The 24107-nt window shown below is 37.0% G+C and carries 25 protein-coding genes; 18 read left to right on the plus strand and 7 right to left on the minus strand.

Annotated features, from left to right (window positions below):
• Nucleotides 1–136: 136 nt before the first annotated feature.
• Together rpsD and GHD00_RS10430 are read right to left on the minus strand one after the other, a co-directional pair.
• Nucleotides 137–739 (minus strand): 30S ribosomal protein S4, encoded by a 603-nt coding sequence (rpsD, locus tag GHD00_RS10425; RefSeq protein ID WP_163538104.1) that lies wholly within the window; start codon nucleotides 737–739, stop codon nucleotides 137–139.
• Between the two features lie 231 nt (nucleotides 740–970).
• Nucleotides 971–1450 (minus strand): GAF domain-containing protein, encoded by a 480-nt coding sequence (locus GHD00_RS10430; RefSeq protein ID WP_163538105.1) that lies wholly within the window; start codon nucleotides 1448–1450, stop codon nucleotides 971–973.
• Nucleotides 1451–1721: 271 nt separating this feature from the next.
• Here GHD00_RS10430 and GHD00_RS10435 point away from each other — a divergent pair, with 271 nt between their 5' ends.
• From GHD00_RS10435 to GHD00_RS10455, 5 genes are all read left to right on the plus strand, one after another.
• Nucleotides 1722–3425, plus strand: coding sequence for a septation ring formation regulator EzrA (locus tag GHD00_RS10435; protein WP_163538106.1), 1704 nt, complete (start codon nucleotides 1722–1724; stop codon nucleotides 3423–3425).
• A 409-nt stretch (nucleotides 3426–3834) separates the two neighbouring features.
• Nucleotides 3835–4977: a cysteine desulfurase family protein gene (locus tag GHD00_RS10440; RefSeq protein ID WP_163538107.1), complete on the plus strand. Its 1143-nt coding sequence runs from the start codon at nucleotides 3835–3837 to the stop codon at nucleotides 4975–4977.
• A 6-nt stretch (nucleotides 4978–4983) separates the two neighbouring features.
• Nucleotides 4984–6186: a tRNA uracil 4-sulfurtransferase ThiI gene (gene thiI / locus GHD00_RS10445; protein WP_163538108.1), complete on the plus strand. Its 1203-nt coding sequence runs from the start codon at nucleotides 4984–4986 to the stop codon at nucleotides 6184–6186.
• Nucleotides 6187–6338: 152 nt separating this feature from the next.
• The gene (locus GHD00_RS10450; protein WP_163538109.1) at nucleotides 6339–6545 is read left to right on the plus strand and encodes an alpha/beta-type small acid-soluble spore protein; all 207 of its coding nucleotides are present in this window, start codon (nucleotides 6339–6341) and stop codon (nucleotides 6543–6545) included.
• Between the two features lie 110 nt (nucleotides 6546–6655).
• Entirely contained in the window at nucleotides 6656–8263 is a 1608-nt protein-coding gene (locus GHD00_RS10455; RefSeq protein ID WP_163538110.1) for an amidohydrolase, read from the plus strand.
• Nucleotides 8264–8917: 654 nt separating this feature from the next.
• Here the strand turns inward: GHD00_RS10455 and GHD00_RS10460 are convergent.
• Nucleotides 8918–9718, minus strand: a complete 801-nt coding sequence (locus GHD00_RS10460; RefSeq protein ID WP_163538111.1) for an NAD kinase — start codon at nucleotides 9716–9718, stop codon at nucleotides 8918–8920.
• A gap of 241 nt (nucleotides 9719–9959) precedes the next feature.
• Between GHD00_RS10460 and GHD00_RS10465 the strand changes: the two genes are divergently transcribed.
• From GHD00_RS10465 to GHD00_RS10480, 4 genes are all read left to right on the plus strand, one after another.
• Nucleotides 9960–10481 carry a DUF2953 domain-containing protein gene (locus GHD00_RS10465; protein WP_163538112.1) on the plus strand — a complete coding sequence of 174 codons (522 nt, stop codon included), beginning with the start codon at nucleotides 9960–9962 and terminating at the stop codon, nucleotides 10479–10481.
• 19 nt (nucleotides 10482–10500) lie between these two features.
• A complete protein-coding gene (gene ytfJ, locus GHD00_RS10470) occupies nucleotides 10501–10962 on the plus strand; it encodes a GerW family sporulation protein (RefSeq protein ID WP_163538113.1) in 462 nt (153 codons plus the stop codon).
• Between the two features lie 118 nt (nucleotides 10963–11080).
• The gene (locus tag GHD00_RS10475) at nucleotides 11081–12064 is read left to right on the plus strand and encodes a class I SAM-dependent methyltransferase (RefSeq protein WP_163538114.1); all 984 of its coding nucleotides are present in this window, start codon (nucleotides 11081–11083) and stop codon (nucleotides 12062–12064) included.
• 120 nt (nucleotides 12065–12184) lie between these two features.
• The gene (locus GHD00_RS10480; RefSeq protein ID WP_163538115.1) at nucleotides 12185–13384 is read left to right on the plus strand and encodes an acetate kinase; all 1200 of its coding nucleotides are present in this window, start codon (nucleotides 12185–12187) and stop codon (nucleotides 13382–13384) included.
• Nucleotides 13385–13582: 198 nt separating this feature from the next.
• On the opposite strand, the gene GHD00_RS10485 is transcribed toward GHD00_RS10480, so the two are convergent.
• On the minus strand, nucleotides 13583–14026 hold the full coding sequence (locus tag GHD00_RS10485) for a universal stress protein (RefSeq protein ID WP_163538116.1): 444 nt from the start codon (nucleotides 14024–14026) through the stop codon (nucleotides 13583–13585).
• Nucleotides 14027–14311: 285 nt separating this feature from the next.
• Here GHD00_RS10485 and GHD00_RS10490 point away from each other — a divergent pair, with 285 nt between their 5' ends.
• The 8 genes from GHD00_RS10490 (at nucleotide 14312) to GHD00_RS10525 (ending at nucleotide 21630) form a co-directional block, all read left to right on the plus strand.
• Nucleotides 14312–15061, plus strand: coding sequence for an SDR family oxidoreductase (locus GHD00_RS10490; RefSeq protein WP_163538117.1), 750 nt, complete (start codon nucleotides 14312–14314; stop codon nucleotides 15059–15061).
• Between the two features lie 206 nt (nucleotides 15062–15267).
• The gene (locus GHD00_RS10495; RefSeq protein WP_163538147.1) at nucleotides 15268–15774 is read left to right on the plus strand and encodes a DUF4178 domain-containing protein; all 507 of its coding nucleotides are present in this window, start codon (nucleotides 15268–15270) and stop codon (nucleotides 15772–15774) included.
• A gap of 14 nt (nucleotides 15775–15788) precedes the next feature.
• Nucleotides 15789–16457, plus strand: a complete 669-nt coding sequence (locus GHD00_RS10500) for a PspA/IM30 family protein (RefSeq protein ID WP_163538118.1) — start codon at nucleotides 15789–15791, stop codon at nucleotides 16455–16457.
• Nucleotides 16458–16526: 69 nt separating this feature from the next.
• Nucleotides 16527–17195, plus strand: a complete 669-nt coding sequence (locus GHD00_RS10505) for a DUF4247 domain-containing protein (RefSeq protein ID WP_240468664.1) — start codon at nucleotides 16527–16529, stop codon at nucleotides 17193–17195.
• 18 nt (nucleotides 17196–17213) lie between these two features.
• Complete coding sequence (locus tag GHD00_RS10510) at nucleotides 17214–17609, plus strand: DUF350 domain-containing protein (RefSeq protein WP_163538120.1); 396 nt, start codon at nucleotides 17214–17216, stop codon at nucleotides 17607–17609.
• A 180-nt stretch (nucleotides 17610–17789) separates the two neighbouring features.
• Nucleotides 17790–19331, plus strand: a complete 1542-nt coding sequence (locus tag GHD00_RS10515; RefSeq protein ID WP_163538121.1) for a polyamine aminopropyltransferase — start codon at nucleotides 17790–17792, stop codon at nucleotides 19329–19331.
• Between the two features lie 72 nt (nucleotides 19332–19403).
• Nucleotides 19404–20084 carry a metal-dependent hydrolase gene (locus GHD00_RS10520; protein ID WP_163538122.1) on the plus strand — a complete coding sequence of 227 codons (681 nt, stop codon included), beginning with the start codon at nucleotides 19404–19406 and terminating at the stop codon, nucleotides 20082–20084.
• A 232-nt stretch (nucleotides 20085–20316) separates the two neighbouring features.
• Nucleotides 20317–21630, plus strand: coding sequence for a DRTGG domain-containing protein (locus GHD00_RS10525; protein ID WP_163538123.1), 1314 nt, complete (start codon nucleotides 20317–20319; stop codon nucleotides 21628–21630).
• A gap of 186 nt (nucleotides 21631–21816) precedes the next feature.
• Here the strand turns inward: GHD00_RS10525 and GHD00_RS10530 are convergent, their stop codons facing one another.
• Nucleotides 21817–22116, minus strand: a complete 300-nt coding sequence (locus GHD00_RS10530; protein ID WP_163538148.1) for a YtpI family protein — start codon at nucleotides 22114–22116, stop codon at nucleotides 21817–21819.
• A 121-nt stretch (nucleotides 22117–22237) separates the two neighbouring features.
• Here GHD00_RS10530 and GHD00_RS10535 point away from each other — a divergent pair, with 121 nt between their 5' ends.
• Entirely contained in the window at nucleotides 22238–23185 is a 948-nt protein-coding gene (locus GHD00_RS10535) for a DHH family phosphoesterase (RefSeq protein ID WP_205600741.1), read from the plus strand.
• Nucleotides 23186–23244: 59 nt separating this feature from the next.
• Here GHD00_RS10535 and ytrI read toward each other — a convergent pair whose 3' ends face one another.
• Nucleotides 23245–23754 (minus strand): sporulation membrane protein YtrI, encoded by a 510-nt coding sequence (gene ytrI / locus GHD00_RS10540; protein WP_163538124.1) that lies wholly within the window; start codon nucleotides 23752–23754, stop codon nucleotides 23245–23247.
• Nucleotides 23754–24086, minus strand: a complete 333-nt coding sequence (ytrH, locus tag GHD00_RS10545; RefSeq protein WP_163538125.1) for a sporulation membrane protein YtrH — start codon at nucleotides 24084–24086, stop codon at nucleotides 23754–23756. The genes ytrI and ytrH overlap by 1 nt, the downstream gene beginning before the upstream one ends.
• Between the last annotated feature and the right edge of the window lie 21 nt (nucleotides 24087–24107).

Below are 24107 nucleotides of genomic sequence, written 5' to 3' on the forward strand. Positions count from 1 at the left end.
TGCCCCAAAAAATGCCCCAAAATAATAAGTGATTATACATTATTTTAAACAGTTAAAATATGAGAAAAACCCTGAAATCCCTTGTTTATCAAGGGTTTCAGGGTTTTTAAATAATGAGTTATACAAAGCGGACTCATTAACGAGAGTAGTACTCTACGATTAATGGTTCATTGATTTCTGCAGGTAATTCAGAACGTTCTGGTAAACGCGTGAAAGTACCTTCTAGTTTGTCTTCGTCAAAAGTTAGATATTCAGGTACGAATGAGTTTGCTTCAATCGCATCCTTGATCGTGTCAAGGTTTTGAGATTTTTCACGTACACCAATTACTTGACCAGGTTTTACTTGGTAAGATGGGATATCTACACGACCGCCATCTACTGTAATGTGACCATGGTTTACTAACTGGCGAGATTGTCTGCGAGTACGTGCAAGACCCAAGCGGTAAACTAAGTTGTCTAGTCGAGATTCAAGAAGAATCATGAAGTTCTCACCATGAACACCTTTCATTTTACCAGCACGATCGAAAAGGTTACGGAATTGACGTTCTGTAATTCCATACATGAAACGTAATTTTTGCTTTTCTTGTAATTGTAAACCGTACTCTGATAATTTTCTACGTTGATTTGGTCCATGTTGACCTGGTGCGTAAGGACGCTTGTCTAGCTCCTTACCAGTACCTGTTAATGAAATACCAAGACGACGAGACTTCTTCCATACAGAACCTGTATAGCGAGACATTGTACATCTTCTCCTTTATATATAAAATTTGCATAAAATAAGACAGTGTGTCCCAAATGACGCCAGCCATTTTGTTTTCATGTACCTTCGCCCTAGTAGCAGAGAGTTACGCGATACACCTCAGTTTCATTGAGGAACAGAATGGTCTGCCGCTGGTTCACATAGGCTACCTTTTTTACACAAAGATCATTATATGATGATAGGATACTAATGTCAACAGCTAGTGGCTGTTTAAATGTATTTTTCAAGCGTTTCGACAAATTGCTCTAAATATTTTTGATCAATCTCATCAAAACGGCCTTTATTAGGGCTATCAATATCTAGTACACCGTATACTTCTCCATCTTTCATGATAGGAACCACAATTTCCGATTGACTAGCTGCATCACAAGCAATATGGCCCGGGAATTGGTGAACATCCTCTACTAGCTGTGTTTTTTGATCTGAGATCGCAGTACCACAAACTCCTTTACCGCTCTTAATACGTACACATGCAGGCAGACCTTGAAATGGTCCAAGCACAAGCTCATCCTCTTTCCAAATATAAAAACCGACCCAGTTTACATCATTTAAAAATTGGTTTAATAGAGCAGAGGCGTTAGCTAAGTTAGCTATCACATCAGGCTCATCAGCTAATAAGGCATCTAGCTGTTTAATGACAACAGGGTAATCCTTCTCTTTTGATCCATCATAATTTTTTGTTTCAAACATGTATGCCCACTCTCCTTATTAAAGGTTAATATTATATCTGAATTTTACTCATCATACAACAGATTAGAAAATGTGACAAACAAATGATTTCGGTTTTCCCCATCTTATGACAAAATAGTCAAAAATGTTGAAATAATTGCTAAAAAGTTTAGCCAAATGATAGGGAATCATGGTATCATAACTATTAATTAGAATTGTATATAATGGTAACGATCATTTACATATAGAAATGGACGAATTTGAATTGTGGTGCAGAAGGAGGATTTTGTGAATGGAATACGTGATTGGTGTCATACTTATTATCATTGCTGTCATGATCGTTGGACTTATTTTTCGGAAAAAAGTCTATGATAGTGTGGATAGGCTTGAGGAATGGAAAATGGATATTATGAACCGGAATGTAACATCTGAGTTAGCAAAGGTAAAACAATTAAATTTATCTGGTGAGACACAGGAAAAGTTTGAAGGTTGGAAAGAAAATTGGGATATTATTCTAACTAGTGATTTACCAGACATAGAGGAATATTTAATGGATGCAGAAGAAGCATCGGACAAGTTTAAAATCAGAACGGCTAAAAAACAGCTGCAAATCGTAGAAGAAACATTACAATCTATAGAAAATAATATAGAAGATATGTATAAGGAATTGGATCATTTATTAGATTCTGAAAAATATGCTCGGGAGCAAATAGATGAATTATCGCCAAGAATAAAAGAATTAAAAAAATATTTACTACATAATCGAACACACTTTGGTAAAGCAGAGCTTTCATTTGAAACCATACTCTTTCAATATGAAAAAAAATTAATGGAGTGTGCACAATTAGCAGAAGAAGGGAATTATTTAGAAGCGCAAGAAGCATTGGAAGAGTTAAAGGAAGAAATAAATCAATTGGAAGAAAAGATGAGCGCTTTTCCAGATATACTGAAAAAATGTAAGCAAATTCTCCCAAATCAACTGAAAGAATTACTCAAAGGTATGGCAGGTATGTCAGAGGAAGGATACCGTGTAGAACAATTCGGATTCGAGAAAGAACTAAGGCAATATGAACAAGTACTTGTGCAGAGCTTAAGAGCACTAGAAAATGGTGAAGTCACTTCCGTTTATGATACTTTTGAGCAGATGGAAGATCGTTTGAATGAAATGTATCTTTTACTGGAAAAAGAAGCGAAATCTAAATCACTAGTAGAGAGCCATTTTCCTAATGTACAGCAGAAATATTCAGAATTAAAGGTTCGGTTCCACGAAATGAAGGAAGAAATAAATAGGCTTCAAGAAACTTACTTTGTGGAAGAGTCAGACTTAGAATTGTTTCTGAGCATCGAGAAATGGCTGGATAAGTTAACTAATCAATTACAACAATTGGAGCAAGATTATCAGAATAAGAAGAATAATCATATTGAAATAAGAGATCAGCTGGACGTAATATCTAATGAGCTTGATAATTTAGAGCAAGCGCAAGAAGAATTTCAGGAGCAAATCCGTGACTTGAGAAAAGATGAGGTAGAGGCTAAAAAACAAATGGCGGAGCTCAAAACACAGTTAATCCACACGAATAAGAAGTTGGAAAAAAGCAATATCCCAGGTATTCCTTCTTTTATTTTAAATGCTTTAGAGGAAGCATCTGATAAGTGTGAAGCAGTGCTTATTTATTTACAAAAGCACCCTTTAGATATAGGGAAAGTACAGCATCAACTACAAGAAGCAAATAAATCTGTTGATCAGTTTGTCCACCAAACGGAATTAGTGTTAGACCAAGCGAGGCTTGTGGAAGCGGCTATTCAATATGGGAATCGTTACAAACGAGATTACCCCGTATTGGCGGCACAATTAAAAGAAGCAGAAAGCTTATTTAGAAATTATAAATATGAGATGGCTTTGGAAGTCGCAGTGAAAGCGTTGGAAGAAGTAGATCCAAATGCCATGGTCAAAATTGAACAAATTGAAGAAGAATACCAACAAATGGTTCCATAATACACATAGAAAGATATTCCATCATGGGATATCTTTTTTCTGGAATGAGAAAAATACGAGCTGTGGGAAAATGCGAGACTCCTGAGGGAACAGCAACAGTATGAAGCCACCGCAGTGAGCGCTTTTTTCTCACGAGGAGGCTGAACCAACGCCCCCCCGGAAAAGAAGACACTGCGAAAGTGACCAAAGGAAACTTGAGCAGATGTCGCGCTTGTGTCCTTGGGTGAAAGCGAGTATTTTTCCACAACAAAGATATAGCGCTCATTTTGTAAAAGATCTGGTGTTGATCAAGTTTTTTTATGACAAACATCTTTTTGGAAAAAGCTTTGAATCGATATATAGAGTTTGCATCAAGTTAAAAATGTGATAACATATGGCAATGTTAAATGAGAAAAATGAGGGATTTTTCATGATATATTTAGATAATAGCGCTACAACAAAGCCCGATGAGCAAGTATTAAATAGTTTTCAACAAGCAGCTTCTCAGTATTTCGGTAATCCATCTTCTATACATGGATTGGGGAAAGATGCGGAAAGGCTGTTAAGAAAAGCCCGGGAACAGGCAGCGGATATTTTGGGTGTAAATTCACTTGAAATCATTTTCACTTCTGGTGGTACAGAAGGGAATAATATGGCGATCAAAGGTATTGCATTAGAGCACCAATCACGAGGCAAACATATTATCACTTCTGTGGTGGAACACCCTTCTGTCTTAGAAGCTTGCACTGCACTCGAGGAAATAGGATTTCGTGTTACTTATTTACCTGTGGATCGAGATGGACGTGTGAATCTAACTGATTTAAAGGAAGCTATTTCAGAGGAAACAATTCTAGTTTCGATTATGCACGTGAATAATGAGATTGGAACCGTACAGCCAATAGAAGAAATAGCCAGAATTCTTAAAGATTATCCTAAGGCTTTTTTTCATGTAGACCATGTACAAGGCTTTGGGAAAGCACCGTTAGATCTGTCTAATCTCGGCGTTGATCTATGTACGATATCTGGTCATAAAATCCATGGGTTAAAAGGAACTGGGTTGTTATATGCTAGACGAGGGGTGCGGTTATTTTCCTTATCACATGGAGGCGGCCAAGAAAATAATCTGCGATCAGGTACGGAAAATGTCCCAGGTATAGTTGCTTTTGTAAAAGCCATGAGGATAATGGAAGAAGCAAGATTAAAAAAACTTCCGCATTTACAACAGCTTCAAAATTGGTTAATCGATCGATTAGAAACCATTGACCAGCTCGTTGTCAATACACCTAGTGAAACGAAAGTACCGCATATTGTTCATTTTTCGGCGCCTGGTTTAAAACCAGAAGTAGTCATTCACGCTTTAGAAGAATTTCAAATTTATATTTCAACAAAATCGGCTTGTTCTTCCAAAAGTGCGGATGAAAGTGCCGTTTTGGCAGCATGCGGTAAAACGGAAGAAGTGACAAAGTCAGGTTTAAGAGTAAGTATGTCTTATCAAACAACTTGGGAAGAAGTACAATACTTTTTTGAAAAAATAAAACATGTTATCACAAATCTAAGTCAAGTAATGAGGTAGATATTTATGCAATATGATCATATCATTATTCGTTATGGCGAACTTACATTAAAAGGAAAGAACAGAAAATTATTTACTTCGCAATTATTAGCGAATGTAAGAGAAGCATTGGATGAGTATAAGGACATTCGGGTGAAAAAGAAATATGACCGGATGTATATTCAATTAAATGGTGAAAATCCTGATCCCATCATAGAACGTTGTAAGAAGATCTTTGGAATTCAAAACATGAGTTTGGCTATTAGGGCGGAAAATGATGAAAAAGACATCAAAAAAAATGCTTTAGAACTTATAAAAAATACGGATTCTGTTCAAACTTTTAAAGTCTCTACAAAACGTTCTAATAAATCTTTTCCCATTCCATCACAGGAGTTTAACCACGTACTTGGTGGATTTTTATTATCCCATTTGGATGACATTTCGGTGGACGTTCACCAACCTGATTTAGAAGTGATGGTGGATATACGCCAAGATGCCACCTATATTACATCTAAAAAAATACCAGGTGCTGCTGGTTTACCTGTTGGTTCCTCTGGAAAATCACTTTTGCTTTTATCAGGTGGAATAGATAGTCCTGTTGCCGGTTATCTAGCCATGAAAAGGGGAGTGCAGCTGGAAGCTATACATTTTCATTCTCCTCCATACACAAGTGAAAGAGCAAAAGAAAAAGTCTTAGATTTAGCAGAGCGATTATCTTACTATGGGCATAAAATAAAAGTACACATTGTTCCGTTTACAGCATTACAGCAAAAAATTCATCGTGAAATTCCCAATAGCTACTCCATGACAGTTATGAGAAGAGTCATGATGCGTATTAGTGAAGCAGTAGCAGAACGTGAGAATATTTTATCATTGATTACAGGTGAAAGTTTAGGACAAGTGGCAAGCCAAACGATGGAAAGTATGCATGCTATCAATGCAGTCACTAGTTATCCAATTATTCGCCCACTTATTGCAATGGATAAAGAAGATATTATACAAATATCTGAGAATATCGATATGTACGAAATTTCTATTCGTCCATACGAAGATTGTTGTACGGTTTTTGTCCCAAAATCTCCTAAAACAAAGCCAAGATTAGAAAAAGTAGAACAATTTGAAAAAAATGTTGATTTTTCTGAAGATATAATGAAGGTATTAGAAGAAATTGAAACGATCCAGGTACCACAAAAGGACAAAAAAGAGGATTCATTAGAGAGCCTATTATAGTTCCTCTTAAAAGGAAATAAGATAGCTACTTATTACTTTCTATGAATGCTATTTTCTTGGAATCATTGACAACAACTACCAACACATTTGATGCATGTTTTCCTCCTCTGCAGCGCATGATACTAATGTAGCAAAAGAGGAGGTGAGACACAATGGCAAACAACAACAGCTCAAATCAATTAGTAGTACCTGGTGTAAGTCAAGCACTAGATCAAATGAAAGTTGAGATTGCTCAAGAGTTTGGTGTAAACTTAGGTGCTGACACAACTTCTCGTGCAAATGGTTCAGTTGGTGGAGAGATCACAAAACGTTTAGTACAAATGGCTGAACAACAAATGGGTGGTCAAGCTAATCAATAATACGGAAAAAGGATAGTGTTTTTAAACACTATCCTTTTCTTTGGCAGAGGAATTTGCTATCGTTATACATAACTAGTGAGGAGAGGTAGAACAGACGGTAGGTGATAGAAATGGGTACACTTTGGCACGGTGGAAAGATATATACCATGCAGTATGAAAAAGATTGGACAGAAGCTGTTTATACAGAAAATGGCCGAATTCTGGATATAGGGAAAGTAGAAGTATTACAAGAGAAATACAAGCAAGCTATCGAACAAACATATGATTTAAATGGCCATGTGATGTATCCGGGTTTTGTAGATAGTCATTTACATATCATTGGTCATGGAGAGAAATTATTGCATATTGATTTGTCTAGTATCCCATCGGCAGAAGAGGTTCTCGAAACCATTCAACAGCATGAGTACGATTTAGAAGAAGGAGAATGGTTGATTGCAGACGGTTGGAATGAAAATCAATGGGGAGAATCGCGTATTATCCATAAGGATGAGTTAGATGCTATTTTCCCTAATAATCCCGTCATTCTTTCAAGAATATGTAGACATGCAGTTATTGTGAATTCACAAGCACTTGCTTTGGCGGGGATATCGGGAGAAACTAGGGACCCGCAAGGCGGGAAAATAGTTCGTGATGAGCAAGGGCACCCCACAGGCTTTTTGTTAGATCAAGCACAAGAATTAGTGAAAGACGTGATGCCGGAAATTTCACAGAGAAAGTTAGAGAAAACGATTGATGTGGCTATACAAGATTTACTTCGGCTTGGGTTAGTAGGAGGTCATACAGAAGATTTATTTTATTACGGCGGGTTCTTGAAGACCTTACACGCTTACCAAAATATACTTCCGAATAAATACAAATTTCGGGCACATTTGCTCGTACACCATCAAGTGTTCGATGAAATGATCGAGAGAAGTCTCCGTTATGGAGATGGAGGAGAGTTTACTACCCTAGGGGCGATGAAAATATTTTCAGACGGTGCGTTGGGAGGACGAACAGCTTGGTTAAGTGAACCTTATCACGATGATGAAGGTAATGTAGGAATACCTATCCATCATGAAAAGGATTTAGAAAACCTAATACAAAAAGCTAGAACTTTTAATCATCCGATAGCTGTTCATGCGATTGGAGATCAAGCTGTAGAAGCAGTTGCAAAATTGCTTAAAAAATATCCACTTGAAAGTAATCGTAAAGATCGGATCATACATGCACAACTTGCAAATGAACGCACTTTGAAATTACTGGAAGACATTGATGTCATTTTAGATATTCAGCCTTCTTTTGTTGCATCTGATTTTCCTTGGGTTATTGAGCGAATTGGCGAAGTTCGGGCAGAATGGTCTTACCCCTGGAGAACCTATTTACAGCATGGTATTACGTGTGCGGGAGGGTCTGATGCCCCAATAGAAGAGGTGAACCCGTTATTAGGAATAGAAGCTGCAGTGACACGAAAGTCTGCCATTGATCAGAAAAAGTATTATGAAAAAGAAAAGCTGAGTATTCATGAAGCTATTTCCTTGTATACGATTGGAAGTGCTGCAGTGATTAATCATGCGCATGATCGAGGAATGATTCAAAAAGGATATGTCGCAGATTTCACCATACTAGACAGTGATTTGTATGAAATAGATCCGGAGAGAATACACGAAGCAAAAGTTGTTGCCACGGTCGTAGATGAAGAAATCTGTTATCAAAAAGATGAAGAAAAGAGCCAGACGTAACATAGCGACTGGCTCTTTTTTTGCTTTAAAGCAAAAGAAGCATAAAATTTGGTCGTATTATACATAAACTGCGACATAACTTTTGTTTGGGCTTTCTACCTTTCTTCTTGGGAAATAGTGTTGGAATACGCTCCGACAACATACTTCGCTTTCCGGGGCACGGCCTCAGCCTCCCGTGATGCAAAGAACGCTTCTTCCGGGGTCTTCGGACTCGTGGAGTTCCACTACGGAATAAAAAATGAATGGTACATAGTATAAGAAAACTAAGGCTGGGCGATAAGCCAAGTTTTCTATACCTCGGAGTCTACGTATGTTGCCTCTGCTAGTAGTGAGGCTCAGATTTATGAAGGAGGAAAGATTGTGAAATCAGAGTGTTCCCTGGAGCTCTTCTTACTCGAACAGAAAACCATACAAAGCTGCGGAAAAATGCGACACTCCTGGGGGAACAGCGCGAGCTGAGAATCCCGCAGGCAGCGGTTTTCTGTCGAGAAGCTGAAGCCGTGCCCCCGGAAAGGGAGTGTTTTTCCGCTGCGCTGGACTAGCACTCATCTCTGAAAGAATGGAGAACGTCTGGAAGAGAATGTTCATTATGTCGCAGTTTTTTTCTACTAAGACTTTTTTGCATGTCAGAAAAAGCAGCTTGTCGATATTCGTTTAGAGGAATGTCCTTTTAACGCGGTCCCAGAAGGAATTGTTTTTGAGTCTAACTGTTTTAACTCTTTTGTCACTTAGATTAATTTCTATAGTATGAATATGTCGAATCGAATATGCCTCGTTGTCTAAACCAACAATAGGGTAATCATTTCCGTCTTGAATCACTTCTAATCGCAGTTTGCGATCTTCATTCAAAATAAAAGATGAACCCAACGTCCGATAGCGGTTGTTATTTAAAGAGGCAAGTTCCGACACTTGGAAACAAGGTAATTTAGGGTCGATGACAGCACCAGCAGTAGACTTATTATAACCAGTACTGCCAGTAGGTGTTGCCACAATTAACCCATCCCCTCGAAATCGTTCAAAGTGGTTACCATCTATGTACACATCCATAACTATCGTTTTAATAATCGCCGAGCGTATTGCTGCTTCATTTAAGCAGTGAAAAGTGGATTGGTTATTAATGGTAACATCAATAATGGGAAAACGTCTTACCTCTAATGCTTCATCTTTCATCGCTTCAATCATTTCAGGATAGTTATCAATGCGAAAATCGCAATATAAACCGGATTCATTTTCTTTCGTAAGTCCTACATATAAACAATCCTGTCTAAAATTGGTATGACGAATCGCTTGTAAAAACTGGCCATCACCGCCAACACTTACTACAATATTAGCTTCATCTGAATGATCTACAATTTGAAAACCATTTTGCTCACTCAGTTGAAAAATCGGCTCTAATTTTCGTTCAAGTTCATTATCTTTTGCATAATAAAAATAAAGGTTTTTGCGATTATCCAATGTAAATCCTCCTTATCTTTCCTGTTAAATCCATATTATCACTGATAATGAGCAACTCCTACTAAAAAGTATCTTATTATTCCATATCAACATTTATATCATGTTACAGACGTAGATACCAATAGATAAGGGCAACTACGTCTACCAAGGGCATGTTAATCGATGAATTTTCTTGATATTTTTACAAACTTTGGATTAATGTCAAAAAAATAGATAATAATAAGCATATGGAGGTATAATCATGCTTATTTTACTGGGAATAATTATCTTATTACTAGGAATCGTTCTGATTTTATTTACGTTCTTGAAACTATATATAGCAGTTGAATGGTATATGGACCAATCGGAACAAGTGATAGACCTAATTGTCATTATTCTAGGTTTCAAATGCTATCAATATACATTAGATTTTCAGGAAATATTCGATGATAATGGGAAAGAGTCTCCATCCCTTTCAGATTTAGGCGGAAAAGAACGCCTAAGTCTTTTAAAATCTTTGTGGAAGAGTTCCCGACTAGAGCGATTAGAAACAGAAACAGTTATAGGTACCGGTGATCCGCAAGTAACGGCCATTTGTTACGGACTTTTGCATTCCGTCATACAGCCGTTACTTCAATACCTCCCGAAACAGCCAGAAAACTTATCTATTTTAGTTGATTTTCAGCAGGAAAGAGTAGAATCAAATGGGTTATGCATGATCTCGATTCATTTGCGCAAAACTATAAGAGTATTAAGAAAAATGAAGAAAAAAACTCGTAATTAGTTAAAAAAGGAGTGGGAATATGCAAGATAATAATAATGGAAACAACAAGCATCCGATTGAAGCGTTTATGTCATTAACAATGGAAAACTTACAAAAAATGGTCGATGTCGATACCATTGTAGGCAATCCTATTGATGCTCCGGATGGCAGCTTGATTATCCCTTTGTCAAAGGTAAAATTCGGATTTGCAGCAGGTGGAAGTGAATTTATGGGTGGACAGAATCAACAACAAGATCAAGGATCTTCCGATTCTAATCAAAATTCTGATCAATCAGAAATGATTATCCCCTTTGGTGGTGGAAGTGGTGGAGGTGTTTCGATTACACCATATGCCTTTTTAATAGCTAATAAGCAAGGTGTCGAGCTTATTACATTAAATGATTCCACTCGTCTTTATGAAAAATTATTGGATAAAGGTCCACAAGTAATCGATCAAGTGATGGAAATGATTAAACAAGGTAAAGATGACAACAGTAAATAATGAAAAAATCTCCATCGATAAATGCTTGACGGTAGACTTTTAGATCCTACTCCCTTCATAATAAGAAAGGCAGTAGGATCTGATAGGATCCGTATAGTTAAAAGATGGAGGGATTTGTATGGCGTTTGAATTAGACAAAGCCTTTGATCAGCTAGATCAAGTGATTAATACGATTCAAGCGAATGAACATAATACTTATTTAGAAAGTTTTATACATGTTTTGCGTTATATAAATACGGAGGAAGGTATTACAGAAGTAGATACAGCAACTCAAGACCAATTGAAACAAGCTTTAACATTATTTGATGCAAAAGAGGTAACAAGTGAAGATAAAAGAAAAGTGATTCAGCTAGCTATTTTAAAGGCGATGAAAGGTTCTACACAGCAACAGCATATGGTTACACCCGATTCTGTTGCTATGTTTATTGGATATTTTATAAACAAGCTAATGGAAGGCAAAAAACAATTTCGATTGTTTGATCCTGCAAGTGGAACAGCTAATTTATTAACAGCCGTTATGAACCAAGCAGAAGCAGAAGTAACTGGTTACGGCAGTGAGGTTGACCCAGACTTAATTCAATTGGCTGTGGAAAGTGCTAACTTACAAGAAAAACCGATTGAATTTTTTCATCAAGATAGCTTAACCCCATTCTTATTAGAACCAGTTGATGCTGTCATTTCAGATTTACCTGTTGGCTATTATCCGAATGACGAACAAGCTGCAAAGTATGAATTGAATGCAGAAGAAGGGCATGCCTATGCACATCATTTATTTATAGAACAAAGTGTTACCTATACCAAACCTAGCGGTTACTTGATCTTTTTAATACCTAACTTCTTATTTACTAGTGATCAAGGTGATCAACTACAAAAGTATTTACGTCATCATGCGCATATTCTTAGTTTATTACAATTACCGTTAAGTATGTTTGCATCAGAACAACATGCCAAAAGTATATTAGTCTTACAGAAGAAAGGGACGGACACAAAACCACCAAAGCAGACATTAATGGCGCAACTGCCATCTTTTAAAGATGTCCATGCTACTCATAATATATTGAAAAAAATAGATCACTGGTTTCAAACAGAAAAAGACAAGTAGTCAGAAAATAAAAAAAATAATAAGGAAACGTTAACAATGCTCGAACCCTGTTGCAAACTTATTCTGACGGTGTTTAAATGGAAGTGGGATGTCAAGAAACGAACGAAAGGATTGAATATATTGCAAAAAATATTAGCAATTAATGCAGGTAGTTCTTCATTAAAATTCCAACTAATGGAAATGCCGGCTGAAAAAGTTTTAGCCAAGGGTTTAATTGAGCGTATTGGAATTTCTGATTCGGTATTTTCCATGGAGTATGGTGAAGAGAAAAGCGAGTTAACTGAAGATATTGAAAATCATGAACGGGCTGTGAAATTATTATTAAACAAATTGACAAGCTCTGGTGTCATTAATAGCTTAGATGAAATAGACGGCGTTGGTCACCGAGTGGTCCATGGCGGTGAAAGATTTAATGATTCTGTACTAATTACAGATGAAGTGATTCAAGAAATCGAAGAAGTGTCAGAATTAGCGCCATTACACAATCCTGCTAATTTGACTGGTATTCAAGCATTCAGAGAAGTATTGCCGAATGTGCCAGCGGTTGCTGTATTTGATACAGCATTTCATCAAACAATGCCAGAGCAGTCTTTCCTATATAGTTTACCGTATGAATATTATGAAAAATATGGTATTAGAAAATATGGTTTCCATGGTACATCTCACAAATACGTATCAGAACGTGCTTCAGAATTAATGGGTGTACCGCTGGATCAGCTTCGCTTATTATCATGCCACCTAGGTAATGGGGCGAGTATTGCAGCTATTGAAAAAGGTAAATCTATTGATACATCGATGGGCTTTACCCCATTAGCAGGTGTGACAATGGGAACTCGTTCTGGAAATATCGATCCAGCACTTATTCCATACATTATGGACAAGACTGGACAATCTGCTCAAGAAGTAATGAACACTTTGAATAAGAAGAGTGGAATGCTAGCTCTGTCAGGCTTCTCTAGTGACTTACGTGATATAGAGGAAAAAGCGAATAGTGGAGATGAACGTGCTGAATTAGCCCTGCAAGTATTTGCGGAACGAATTCATAAATACATTGGTTCCTATGCAGCAAGAATGCATGGTATCGATGCCATTGTATTCACAGCAGGAGTAGGGGAAAATAGTATAACTATTCGTGAAAGAGTTCTAAAAGGTTTAGAATTCATGGGTGTTTATTGGGACCCAACATTAAATAATGTGCGTGGAAAAGAAGCATTCGTAAACTATCCGCACTCCCCTGTCAAAGTAATCGTGATCCCGACGGATGAAGAAGTCATGATTGTAAGAGATACAGTAAGATTAACAGAAAAAGCGACAGTGTAAGACAAACCGGGCTGTTTTGCCCGGTTTTTTAATAGGTTGATACAGTTGAGACCGAAAAGCAACTATCTTTCAGCAATTGGAATATGCAAGACTTCTTCTGCGGGATCAGGCAGCGCAACCTAAAGAAAAACTTGAGCAGATGTCACACTTGTGCCTTGCGAGTGAAAGCGAGTATATTCCAGTTGCGTGTACAGTTAATTAACTTCTAACGACAAGGACATCACATTTTGCGTATCTTGTGATACTTTCGGATACACTACCGATTAAGAAACGCTCTACTGCATTCATCCCTGTTGCACCGCAAATAATCAAATCTGCTTCGTATTTCTTTGCAAGATCTTTAGGGATCTTCAATTTAGGTGATCCAATTTCAACATGAGTCTTAATGTCATACACACCATGCTTATTTGCTTTTTCTTTATATTCAGCTAAAAGTGATTGAGCATAGCTTTCAGACCTAGCTGCTAATGTTTGATCATACACTTCTGGAGCAACCGTTGTAATGGTTCTAGTATCTATCACATGTGTTAAGAACATTTTAGCGTTGTTTCTTTTCACTATGTCCACTGCTTTTTTGAAGGCTAATTCAGATGCATCTGATCCATCCACCGCCACTAAGATACGATCATATTCAAATGCCATGGTTATCTCCCCCTTTATACTTCTATTTTAATATATTATGAATCCGTTTACAATTGTGCGAATAAAGGTTTCTTTATTTTATCCCGGTGAACAATCGTTCGTAAGTCCTCCCCCACTGATATAATTTTCTCTTTATTATTCCCTTTATATATTGAATTAAACGATATGGAATGGTTTCCGTTTCAATTTATTAGAAAAAAAAAGATTCATGATGTAGGATATAATTGTGACGTACGGTTTATCCGTTTTTTAAACGAGAATGATGTATTAGAGGAGGAAGGTAGGATGGGTCATGCTTTTATAACAGCAGGTACAAAAGGGTTAGGTTTAAAAGTAACAGAGGCTTTCCTGCAGGAAGGTCATCAAGTTTCCGTAACCTATTATCGTGATTGGGAAAGAGCTCAAAAATTAAAAAAACAATATGCTGATAAAGTACATATTATACAAGCAGATGTTTGCGATAAAACAGACGTTACAAATGCGGTGAAATCAGCCGCTGAAGCTTTTGGTACGATTGACTATCTGATTAACAATGCTGGCCCATTTATTTTTAAACGTAAAAAATTAATGGATCACACCACAGAAGAATGGGAACAAATGGTAAGAGGGAATTTAGACAGTGTGTTCCACATGTTACAACTAACCATCCCGGATATGCGTAAACAAAAGTTTGGCCGTATTATTAACTATGGATTTCAAGGAGCGAATACTGCTGCAGGGTGGGTGAATCGTTCTGCATTTGCGGCAGCGAAAGTTGGGTTAGTATCGTTAACTAAAACGATTGCTTATGAAGAAGCAGAAAATGGGATTACTTCTAACATGGTTTGTCCAGGTAATATTGAAGGTAAGATGAAAGAGGCAACCATAGAGGAGAGCAAGCGAATGGATGATAAAGAGACACCCATTGGCCGTTCGGGAACAGGAGAGGATATAGCTCGAGCTATAATGTTTTTCTGTGGTGAACATGCCGACATGATAACCGGGACAATATTAGACGTTACAGGGGGCTTGGATGTGATTCACCAGCATCGATAACTTTTTTGTATTATCAGCTTTTCCAGTAAGGGAAAGTATAAATTATTATGGTTGATAGTATAAGTAAAACTAAGGCTTTCGCTATTAAGATTTAGCTAAAAGCTAAGTTTTTCTTTAAAAATTTTATAAAAAAGTGAAACGTTAAGCTCTATTTATTCGTACATGTAATTAGAGAGAAACAGTCAATGATGAAAAGAGGTGCACCAATGGGCTTTTTCTCGAAGTTTTTTTCTAAAAAAGAAGAAACCAAAGAAGTAAAAGAACGTACTCCGCTTACTATACAAGTAGGTGATATCATTGAATATGATTTAGCCGATTACGAAGTAGTAGGCAAGATTACTTATCGGGATAGCCATTATGAATGGATAAGTTACCAATTACTAGGGGAAGGGAAAAATATTTGGCTATCAGCAGAGATGGATGATGAGCTGGAACTAGGGATTTATTATAAAATTCAGCTTCCTAACACAAATCCATATCCTGAGAAGCTAACTTATCAGGATAAAACTTATCATATGGAAGAACAAGGTCAAGCGGATGTTACAGGAGAAGGTAGAAGTGGTTCGTTAAACGGCCAGCGTATTTCTTATGCTGAATATACCGATAAGAAAGAGTCCAGCTTTATAAGCTTGGAAAGCTGGGGAACAGAGGTTGAAGCAAGCTATGGTTATCCTATTCAACCATTTGAAATAAAAATAATTGCAGGATCATAAAAGGAGGAAAAAATATGTTTAAATTTTTTAAAAGAGTCAAAACAGTAGTAAGTTCAGAGCTCAACACTTTATTAGACAAAGCGGAAGACCCTGTGAAAATGTTGGATCAATTTATGCGAGATATGGAATCAGATATTCGTGAGGTAGAATCTGCGGTTGCGAAGCAAATTGCTAATGAAAAAATGTTGAAACGTAAATATGATGACGCGCAAGCTCTTGTGGACAAACGACAGAATCAAGCAGAAAAAGCGATTGAAGCAGGAAATGAGGATTTAGCAAGACGTGCTCTTGAGGATAAAAAGGATCAGCAAGCACAGGCGGATTCTATGAAAGAAGCTTGGGAACGTGCTAAAACGGATGCGGATCAATTACGTGAGAAGCTAGATGAGATGAAAAAAGAATATCAAGAAATGCAATTGAAAAAAGATTCGCTAAAAGCAAGAGCAGAATCAGCTAAAACAAGAACCAAAATGAATCGTACCATGTCCTCTATTGGAAATGATGAGTCAAAGAAAGGCTTTGAGCGCATGGAAGAAAAAGTTATGCAGTTTGAAGCAGAAGCAGATACAAGCGAAGATCTATCAGCCGCAAGCAAATCTATTGATGACGAATTTGAAGAACTAGAAAAAGATGATGTTGATGACGAATTAGCGGCATTAAAAAAGAAAATGGGAAAAGAATAAAGTAACGAGATCATGACTAAAAAGAGCTCCTGCCAAGAGTTCTTTTTAGTCCTTTTAGGAGGTGATATAGTGTTCAAAAAAATCTCTATTAGCGGCTTTTTCTTTCTTTTTTTGATTCTATTAGCGGGTTGCGGTCAAAATCAGTTCGATAATATTTCTGCTTTTGATGAGTCAGAAGTTATCATTCAAGAACAGGTGGAAAGTTCGCAAACGAAAGAAGAAATAACGGAACAGCTGCGTAATGCTAATGAGGGAAGTATTGAGGCATTAATTGCCAATCATTTTTCTTTTGTAGAGTCAGTTGCTGGTGAAAAAACAACTTCTAACGTGTATGGTACAGATCTTTTTGAAGTAGAAGAACTAGCAGATTTGTTAGCAGAGATTAAACAGCCAAATGAAATCAGTGACTATATCGACGGCCAACAGATCCTCGTTTATCCAGATGATTTCGTTATTTTAAAGAAGAGTGAAGAGATAGAGGACATGACCTTTATCGAGGTGGCAAATGAACAATTTGTGCGAAATAATTATTCGCCAAATTTTTTAACTACTTATTTGGGAATACGATTATTAGAAAGCATGTTTGGAAACAACTGGGTTTCTAATAGAAGAAATTACTGTCAAACAAATGATTGTTATGGCGGATATTCTACCACAAGAAATTACAACAAAGGTGGAACCTCTACGAATAGAGGGATGAATAGTTTTCGTGGCGGCGGGCCAAGTTCAGGTAAATAATTTATAGGAGGGATTTTAATGGAACCATTTATTTCAACATTTCTTTATTTTCTAGCAGCTATCATTATTGTTCTCATTGGTCTAACTATTTTTGAATGGATGACAACAAAGTATAAGGATTGGGAGCAAGTTAAATTAGGCAATCAGGCAATTGCTTTATCAATCTCTGGAAAAATTATTGGCATTTGTATTATTCTATCGTTTGCTATTTACCACAGCATCTCTGTTATGGAGACTTTGATTTGGGGTGCCTATGGAGTGTTCTTGCAATTGATCGCATACTGGATTTTTGAAGGAGTGACAAGGACCTTCTCTGTTGAAACACAATTGAAAGACAATAATTTAGCGGTAGGTATCATTTCTTTTGGTGTTTCAGTCGGTTTAGCATTTGTAATTGGTGCATCGATTACATAAAGCGAGAATTCCATCCGTAGGGGGGCTCCATCCCCACGGATGATTAGCGATAATTATCACGGTCGATTGTTCATCGTGATACAAAGGTGAAAATGGAAAGCCTGACCCAGATGGAGTGGTCAGGCTTTCCTTGTTGCAAAAGCTAACATTCAAAGATAGAGATGGTGTGGAGTGTGTAGTATGGATGAATTAAAGGTTAGGCAGAGTCATTTTATTTATTGGGCATCGGGAATTGTATCGATTTGTGGCATTATATTTGAAGTATTATTTGGCGCTCTTGGTTCTTATATACTAGGTGATGGTGTTAAACAATATACTTTAACCATTTCACTCTTTTTAACAGGAATGGGGATTGGTGCTAGCTTAAGTGAGAAGGTGACCAAACATTTAGTTTTATCTTTTATTTATATTGAATTTTTAGTAGCGCTTATTGGTGGATTTTCTAGCTTTCTTATGTTTGCTATTACTGCCTTCGCCTCTAATGGCACAGATGCTTTTTTTCTTTATGGTGTCACCTTACTCGTTGGAGCACTAACAGGTGTGGAATTACCTATATTAATACGCAAGGCAAATGAGATTGGAGTCACTCTTCAGAAAAGTACAGCACGTGTATTATTTTCCGATTATGCAGGTGGTTTAATTGGCGGGCTGTTATTTGTGTTTTTACTTCGTCCGCAAATGGGTATTGTTAAATCCGCATTCTTTGTTGGTTTAATTAATGCTTCTGTTGCTCTCGTTGTGTTATTTCTGTTCAGACGTGAGATCAAGCATGTGAGTATTCATGCTTTTATTGGAATCGGTATATCCATTCTATTAATATTAGGAATATTTTTTGGTCAAGCTATGGCTCTAACTTTTGAACAGAAACTATATAAGGATCCAATTATTTACATGGAAGAAAGTCAATATCAAAAGATTGTCTTAACAAAAAACGACGATGATGTACGGCTTTATTTAGATGGCGGTTTACAACTGAGCTCTATTGATGAGCATCGTTACCACGAAGTATTAGTTCACCCTGCCATGAGTTATACATCAGAAGCACGAAAAGTACTAGTGCTTGGCGGAGGTGATGGTATGGCAGTTCGGGAAATATTAAAATATCCATCTGCGACAGATATAACGCTTGTTGATTTAGATCCAGCTGTTGTAGAACTCGCCAATACAAATGCCCATTTATTAGAATTAAATCAAAGGGCTTTAATGGACGAGAAGGTTACCATTTTTCATCAAGATGCTTTTGAATTTTTAGAGAGAAGTGAAGAGTGGTATGATGTTATTATCATAGACTTGCCCGATCCAAATAATGAGAGTTTAAACAAATTATATACAAAGGAGTTCTATTCTCTTGTTCGTAATCATCTTCAACCAGGTGGTGCAGCCATGATTCAAGCAACTAGTCCGGTTTTTGCAAGGGAAGTTTATTGGACTATTTCTCATACAGTTGCTTCCACTGGTATGCATACCGAGAATATTCACCTTGATATTCCTAGTTTTGGGAATTGGGGGTTCGTCATGGCCAGTCGTGATTCAATAGATGTCGATTCTCTTGATATTACGAGAAAAACGGATTACCTAAAAACCGACGTGCTCAGCAGTTTAACTAAATTTGGAAAAGACGAAGATTCCCAATTGGATGGAGATCATACGGAATGGGGCGTAAATACTTTAGTAGATCCTATTTTAATACAATTATATGAAAAATCTTGGGAATATTATTAATAAATGGTTTATCTAAAAAAGAAAACGTGGTATACAATGGTTAGAAGCAATAAAAAAAGGAGTGCTAAATCAATGGAAGTATCATTTCATGGACAATCTGTCGTAAAAATTCAAACACAAAAACATACTATTTTAATGGATCCGTTTATCACAGGGAATGACATAAGTGATTTAGACCCAGATAAAGAAAATCCAGATGTGATTTTGCTGACACATGGACATAATGATCATGTAGGGGACACCATAAGTATAGCGAAAAGAACGGAGTGCTTAGTTGTAGCTCCTAATGAATTAGCAGTCTATCTAGAATCTAGAGGATTGAAAACACATCCAATGCATATTGGAGGATCCTATACGTTCGACTTTGGAAGGGTAAAATATACTCCTGCTTTTCATGGTTCTATGTTTGTGGATGAAGATGGCAATAAAATTTACGGTGGTATGCCTGGTGGAATTTTATTCTACGCTGATGATAAGACGGTTTATCATGCTGGGGACACTGCCTTGTTTTCTGATTTAAAGTTAATTGGAGATATGAATGATATTGATATTGCATTCTTACCAATAGGAGATAATTTCACGATGGGGCCAGATGATGCCTTGATCGCAGCAGATTGGGTACAAGCCAAAAAGGTTGTGCCGATGCATTATAATACTTTTCCTCTAATTGAGCAAGATGGCGAAGGTTTTGCTAGTCAAGTGAAAACGGGGAAAGGTATTGCCCTGCAACCAGGTGAATCCATTAACCTGTAGAATAATAAGATGTCATAACGAAGGCCAGAGGCAGGAAGACCTTTGGCCTTTTATATGGTTGGATAATACTAATACAGGTTTCATTAAGTATATAAAACAGTGAGATTGGAAAGCTAAGAATGTTTGGATCATACATAATATTGCAAGAAAAAATTGAATCCTATTATAGAGATCTGTATAATAACAATATAGAATAAATTTATAGTACAGATGAAAGAATGGTGAGCTACTATTGGCTACAAAACATGAACAAATATTAACATTTATTGAATCATTAAAAGTAGGAAATAAGATATCTGTTCGCCAAATTGCCAAAGAACTAAATGTCAGTGAGGGAACAGCCTATCGCGCCATTAAAGAAGCAGAAAATAAAGGTTTAGTTAGCACAATAGAGCGAGTAGGTACAATTAGGATTGAGCGCAAACAAAAAGAAAATTTTGAAAACCTAACCTTTGCAGAAATAGTCAGTATTGTAGATGGGCAAGTATTAGGCGGAAGAGAAGGGTTATATAAAACATTAAACAAATTTGTCATCGGGGCGATGAAACTGGATGCCATGATGAGATATACAGAAAAAGATTCCTTGCTCATTGTCGGGAATCGTACTGAAGCGCATCAGCTTGCACTTCAGGAAGGAGCAGCTGTGTTAATAACCGGTGGCTTTGACACAGATGAAGCATCAAAGCAACTTGCTGATAAAAAGAAATTACCCATCATTTCCACTAGCTACGATACTTTTACGGTAGCTGCTATGATTAATCGTGCAATTTATGACCAACTGATTAAAAAAGAAATCGTCTTAGTAGGAGATATTTATACCAAAATAGAAGATACATATTATTTATCGGAAAAAGACACAGTGGAGAAGTGGTATGAATATGAAGAATTGACTACACATAGTCGCTACCCTGTTGTCGACGACAGGAATAAAGTCGTTGGAATTGTTACGGCTAAAGATGTTATCGGCGAAAGTTCTGAAAAACGGATAGATAAGCTCATGACAAGAAACCCTTTAACCGTTATGAAGGAAACATCTCTTGCTTATGCAGCCCATATGATGGTTTGGGAAGGAATAGAAATCATGCCTGTTATAGATAATCATCACTACTTAGAAGGGCTAATATCTAGACAGGATGTGTTAAAAGCTTTACAACATATTCAAAGACAGCCGCAAGTAGGGGAAACCATTGACGATATTATTTCCAATTATTTTGACCACTCCGATTCAGACATAGGCATTTCTGCTTACGAGGCAGAAGTAACACCACAAATGACCAATCAGCTTGGTACATTATCTTATGGTGTATTTGTTTCTTTTGTCATTGAATCAGCAAGTCGAATGATTAGGCAGCAAAAAAAAGGTGATTTAGTAGTCGAGAATATCACGGTTTACTTCATTAAACCTATTCAGTTAGAAACAACGATTTCTTTTCTACCAAAAATTATTGAAGTCGGTCGTAAATCCGCCAAGGTGGATGTTGAAGTATTTCATGATAAAAAAATCGTTGGGAAGGCGATGCTTATCGCGCAACTTATTGATCGCTAAGTTTTTATGAATAATGCCATCCTAAGAATTGGATGGCATGGACTTTATCACGATGAAAAATCGTCCGTAGACCCCACTTCAAGGTGGAAAAAGTATAAGTAGAGGATAACGGACGCTAGCACCCTGATAAGTTTCGATAACTATCTGTAAGTATGAAGATATCCATTCGCTGATGGAAGTTTCACTTTATACACTGGTTTGTTCTCTTTTTAGTAATTCTCCGCGGTAATGTACATATCGTTTCCACCCGCCATACGCTTGGATAGCGCCTAAAATGAAGAAAGCAAGACATATAAATAAAGCGAGCTGTGTTTGGTAGAATAAGTATTGATTTATTCCAAAAAAGCTAATAAATATACCTAGAGACAGGCGTGCTTTCGCATTTTGAATTTCTTGAATGAGCGGGTCGTTTCCTCTCACAATCATTACTTTATAATAAATATAAAGAATGATCGATAATATAATAATAATTGGGAATATAATCATCACTACAATCCTCCTCATTAATCGTACAACGTTTTATATTGTACCTTTTGATGGCATGAAATGCTAGTCTTTCATGATGGATTCAGATGAAAAATCTAAATAAAGGAGTATGTGAGAAAACATGATAACCAACCAAATCGTGGAAAAAATTAAGACTTATGATCCTATCATTATACATCGTCATGTACGTCCTGATCCTGATGCTTATGGTTCACAGAATGGTTTAGCCGAAATCATTCGAGCATCATTTCCTGATAAGTCCATATATGTAGTGGGCGAAGAATCTCCTTCTTTAGCTTTTCTCGCTAAGATGGATGAAGTGTCGGATGATCTTTATACGAATGCATTGGTTATTGTATGTGATACGGCGAACCAAGAAAGAATTGCTGATCAACGGTACGATTCAGGAAAAGAATTAATTAAAATTGATCACCATCCACAAGTAGATAGTTATGGGGATATAGAGTGGATAGATACAGATGCAAGTTCCGCAAGCGAAATGATCTATGAATTATATGTAAACGAGAAAGAGAGTGGACTTGTTCTGAACGACCGAGCTGCTTCTTTATTGTACAGTGGCATTGTTGGCGATACGGGAAGATTTTTATATCCAAGCACAACAGACAAAACCTTTCGATATGCATCAGAGCTCGTCAAATATTCGTTTGATCGAACAAGTATTTATGAGGAAATGTATAAAACAGATGTAAATATCGCCAGATTAAAAGGCTATATTTTACAACACATTTCGATCACAGAATCAGGTGCAAGTCATGTTAAGCTGACAACGGAAGTCCTGTCAGAATTTAATGTGGATCCGATAGATACAGGTGCTATTGTAGGTGTGTTTGGAGATATAGAAGGTATTAAAGCATGGGTGATTTTCGTCGAGGAAGAGGACGTTATTCGTGTAAGGATGCGTTCTAAAGGTCCTGTGATTAATGAAATTGCAGCGAAGTATGAAGGGGGAGGACACCCGTTAGCTGCAGGAGCTAAGATTCATGAGTGGAAGACAGTACCAAACGTTTTAGAAGATTTAGAAAAAGTTTGTTCGGGTTATAGCGACTAGCTGGATTAGGAATAGGGATCTAACCAATATGATCAATCATAATTGGTTAGATCTCTTGATTAGTTTGCTGCACTTAATTGAATCGAGAGACTTAATGTTTCACTAACGATGATTCGACGTATAGTAGCCTGATAAGAGAAGTCATCAATGGTAATGGTTTTATTTTCAATTGTCGCAATAAAAAGTTCGATAGAATCTGCTAAATCATTTACGTTCCTGCCAATAGCATGATGTGCTTCGTTACGAATTTCTTCCTCTAATTGACTAATCATTGGTCGATCGTTTTCAATCCTCATTTCTTTTAAGTTTGTAAATTCGATATCAATCGATTCTATTTGTATCCCTTCTTTGGATCGTTCATCTAATGCCTTATGATTTTTTAACAGGGTTTCGTAGCTTTTGTTTAAGTCTTGAAGTTCTAAGCGAAGTGATAGGTTTTCTTCAATCCACTTTTCTTGCAGCTGACCGAACATGAATAAAAAGACGAAATAGGCAATTAATCCACCAATACAAGCACCAGCCAAAAAACGTTGCCAAGCGGGTCTTTTGTAATATGGAGGGATATGCATTATTTAATCTCCTCTTGAATAAGCCATTCAATAATTAAGAAAGCCGTTTGTGCCCCGCCCATTGCTGTTATAATTACAATGATTTGTTTCACCATGTCTATGGTAGAACCTTCGTTTATACTTCTTTCAAAATTTGTTATCGCATCAAAAGTACCTCCGATCGCTGCGACAATAGCCCAAATTTTTAAGCTTTTGGCAATTCGACTCATATGTGTAAAAGGTGCTTCACCAGTAGCAAAAGCACCGATACTGCCGATCATAGAACCGCCTATCATAACACCGAACGCAATAAAGTAACACTGCATTAACGTAGGGATGAAACGCTCTTCCATTAAATCACTCCTATGACATGG

This window comes from Gracilibacillus sp. YIM 98692 (assembly GCF_010993965.1).
Lineage (GTDB): Bacteria > Bacillota > Bacilli > Bacillales > Amphibacillaceae > Gracilibacillus.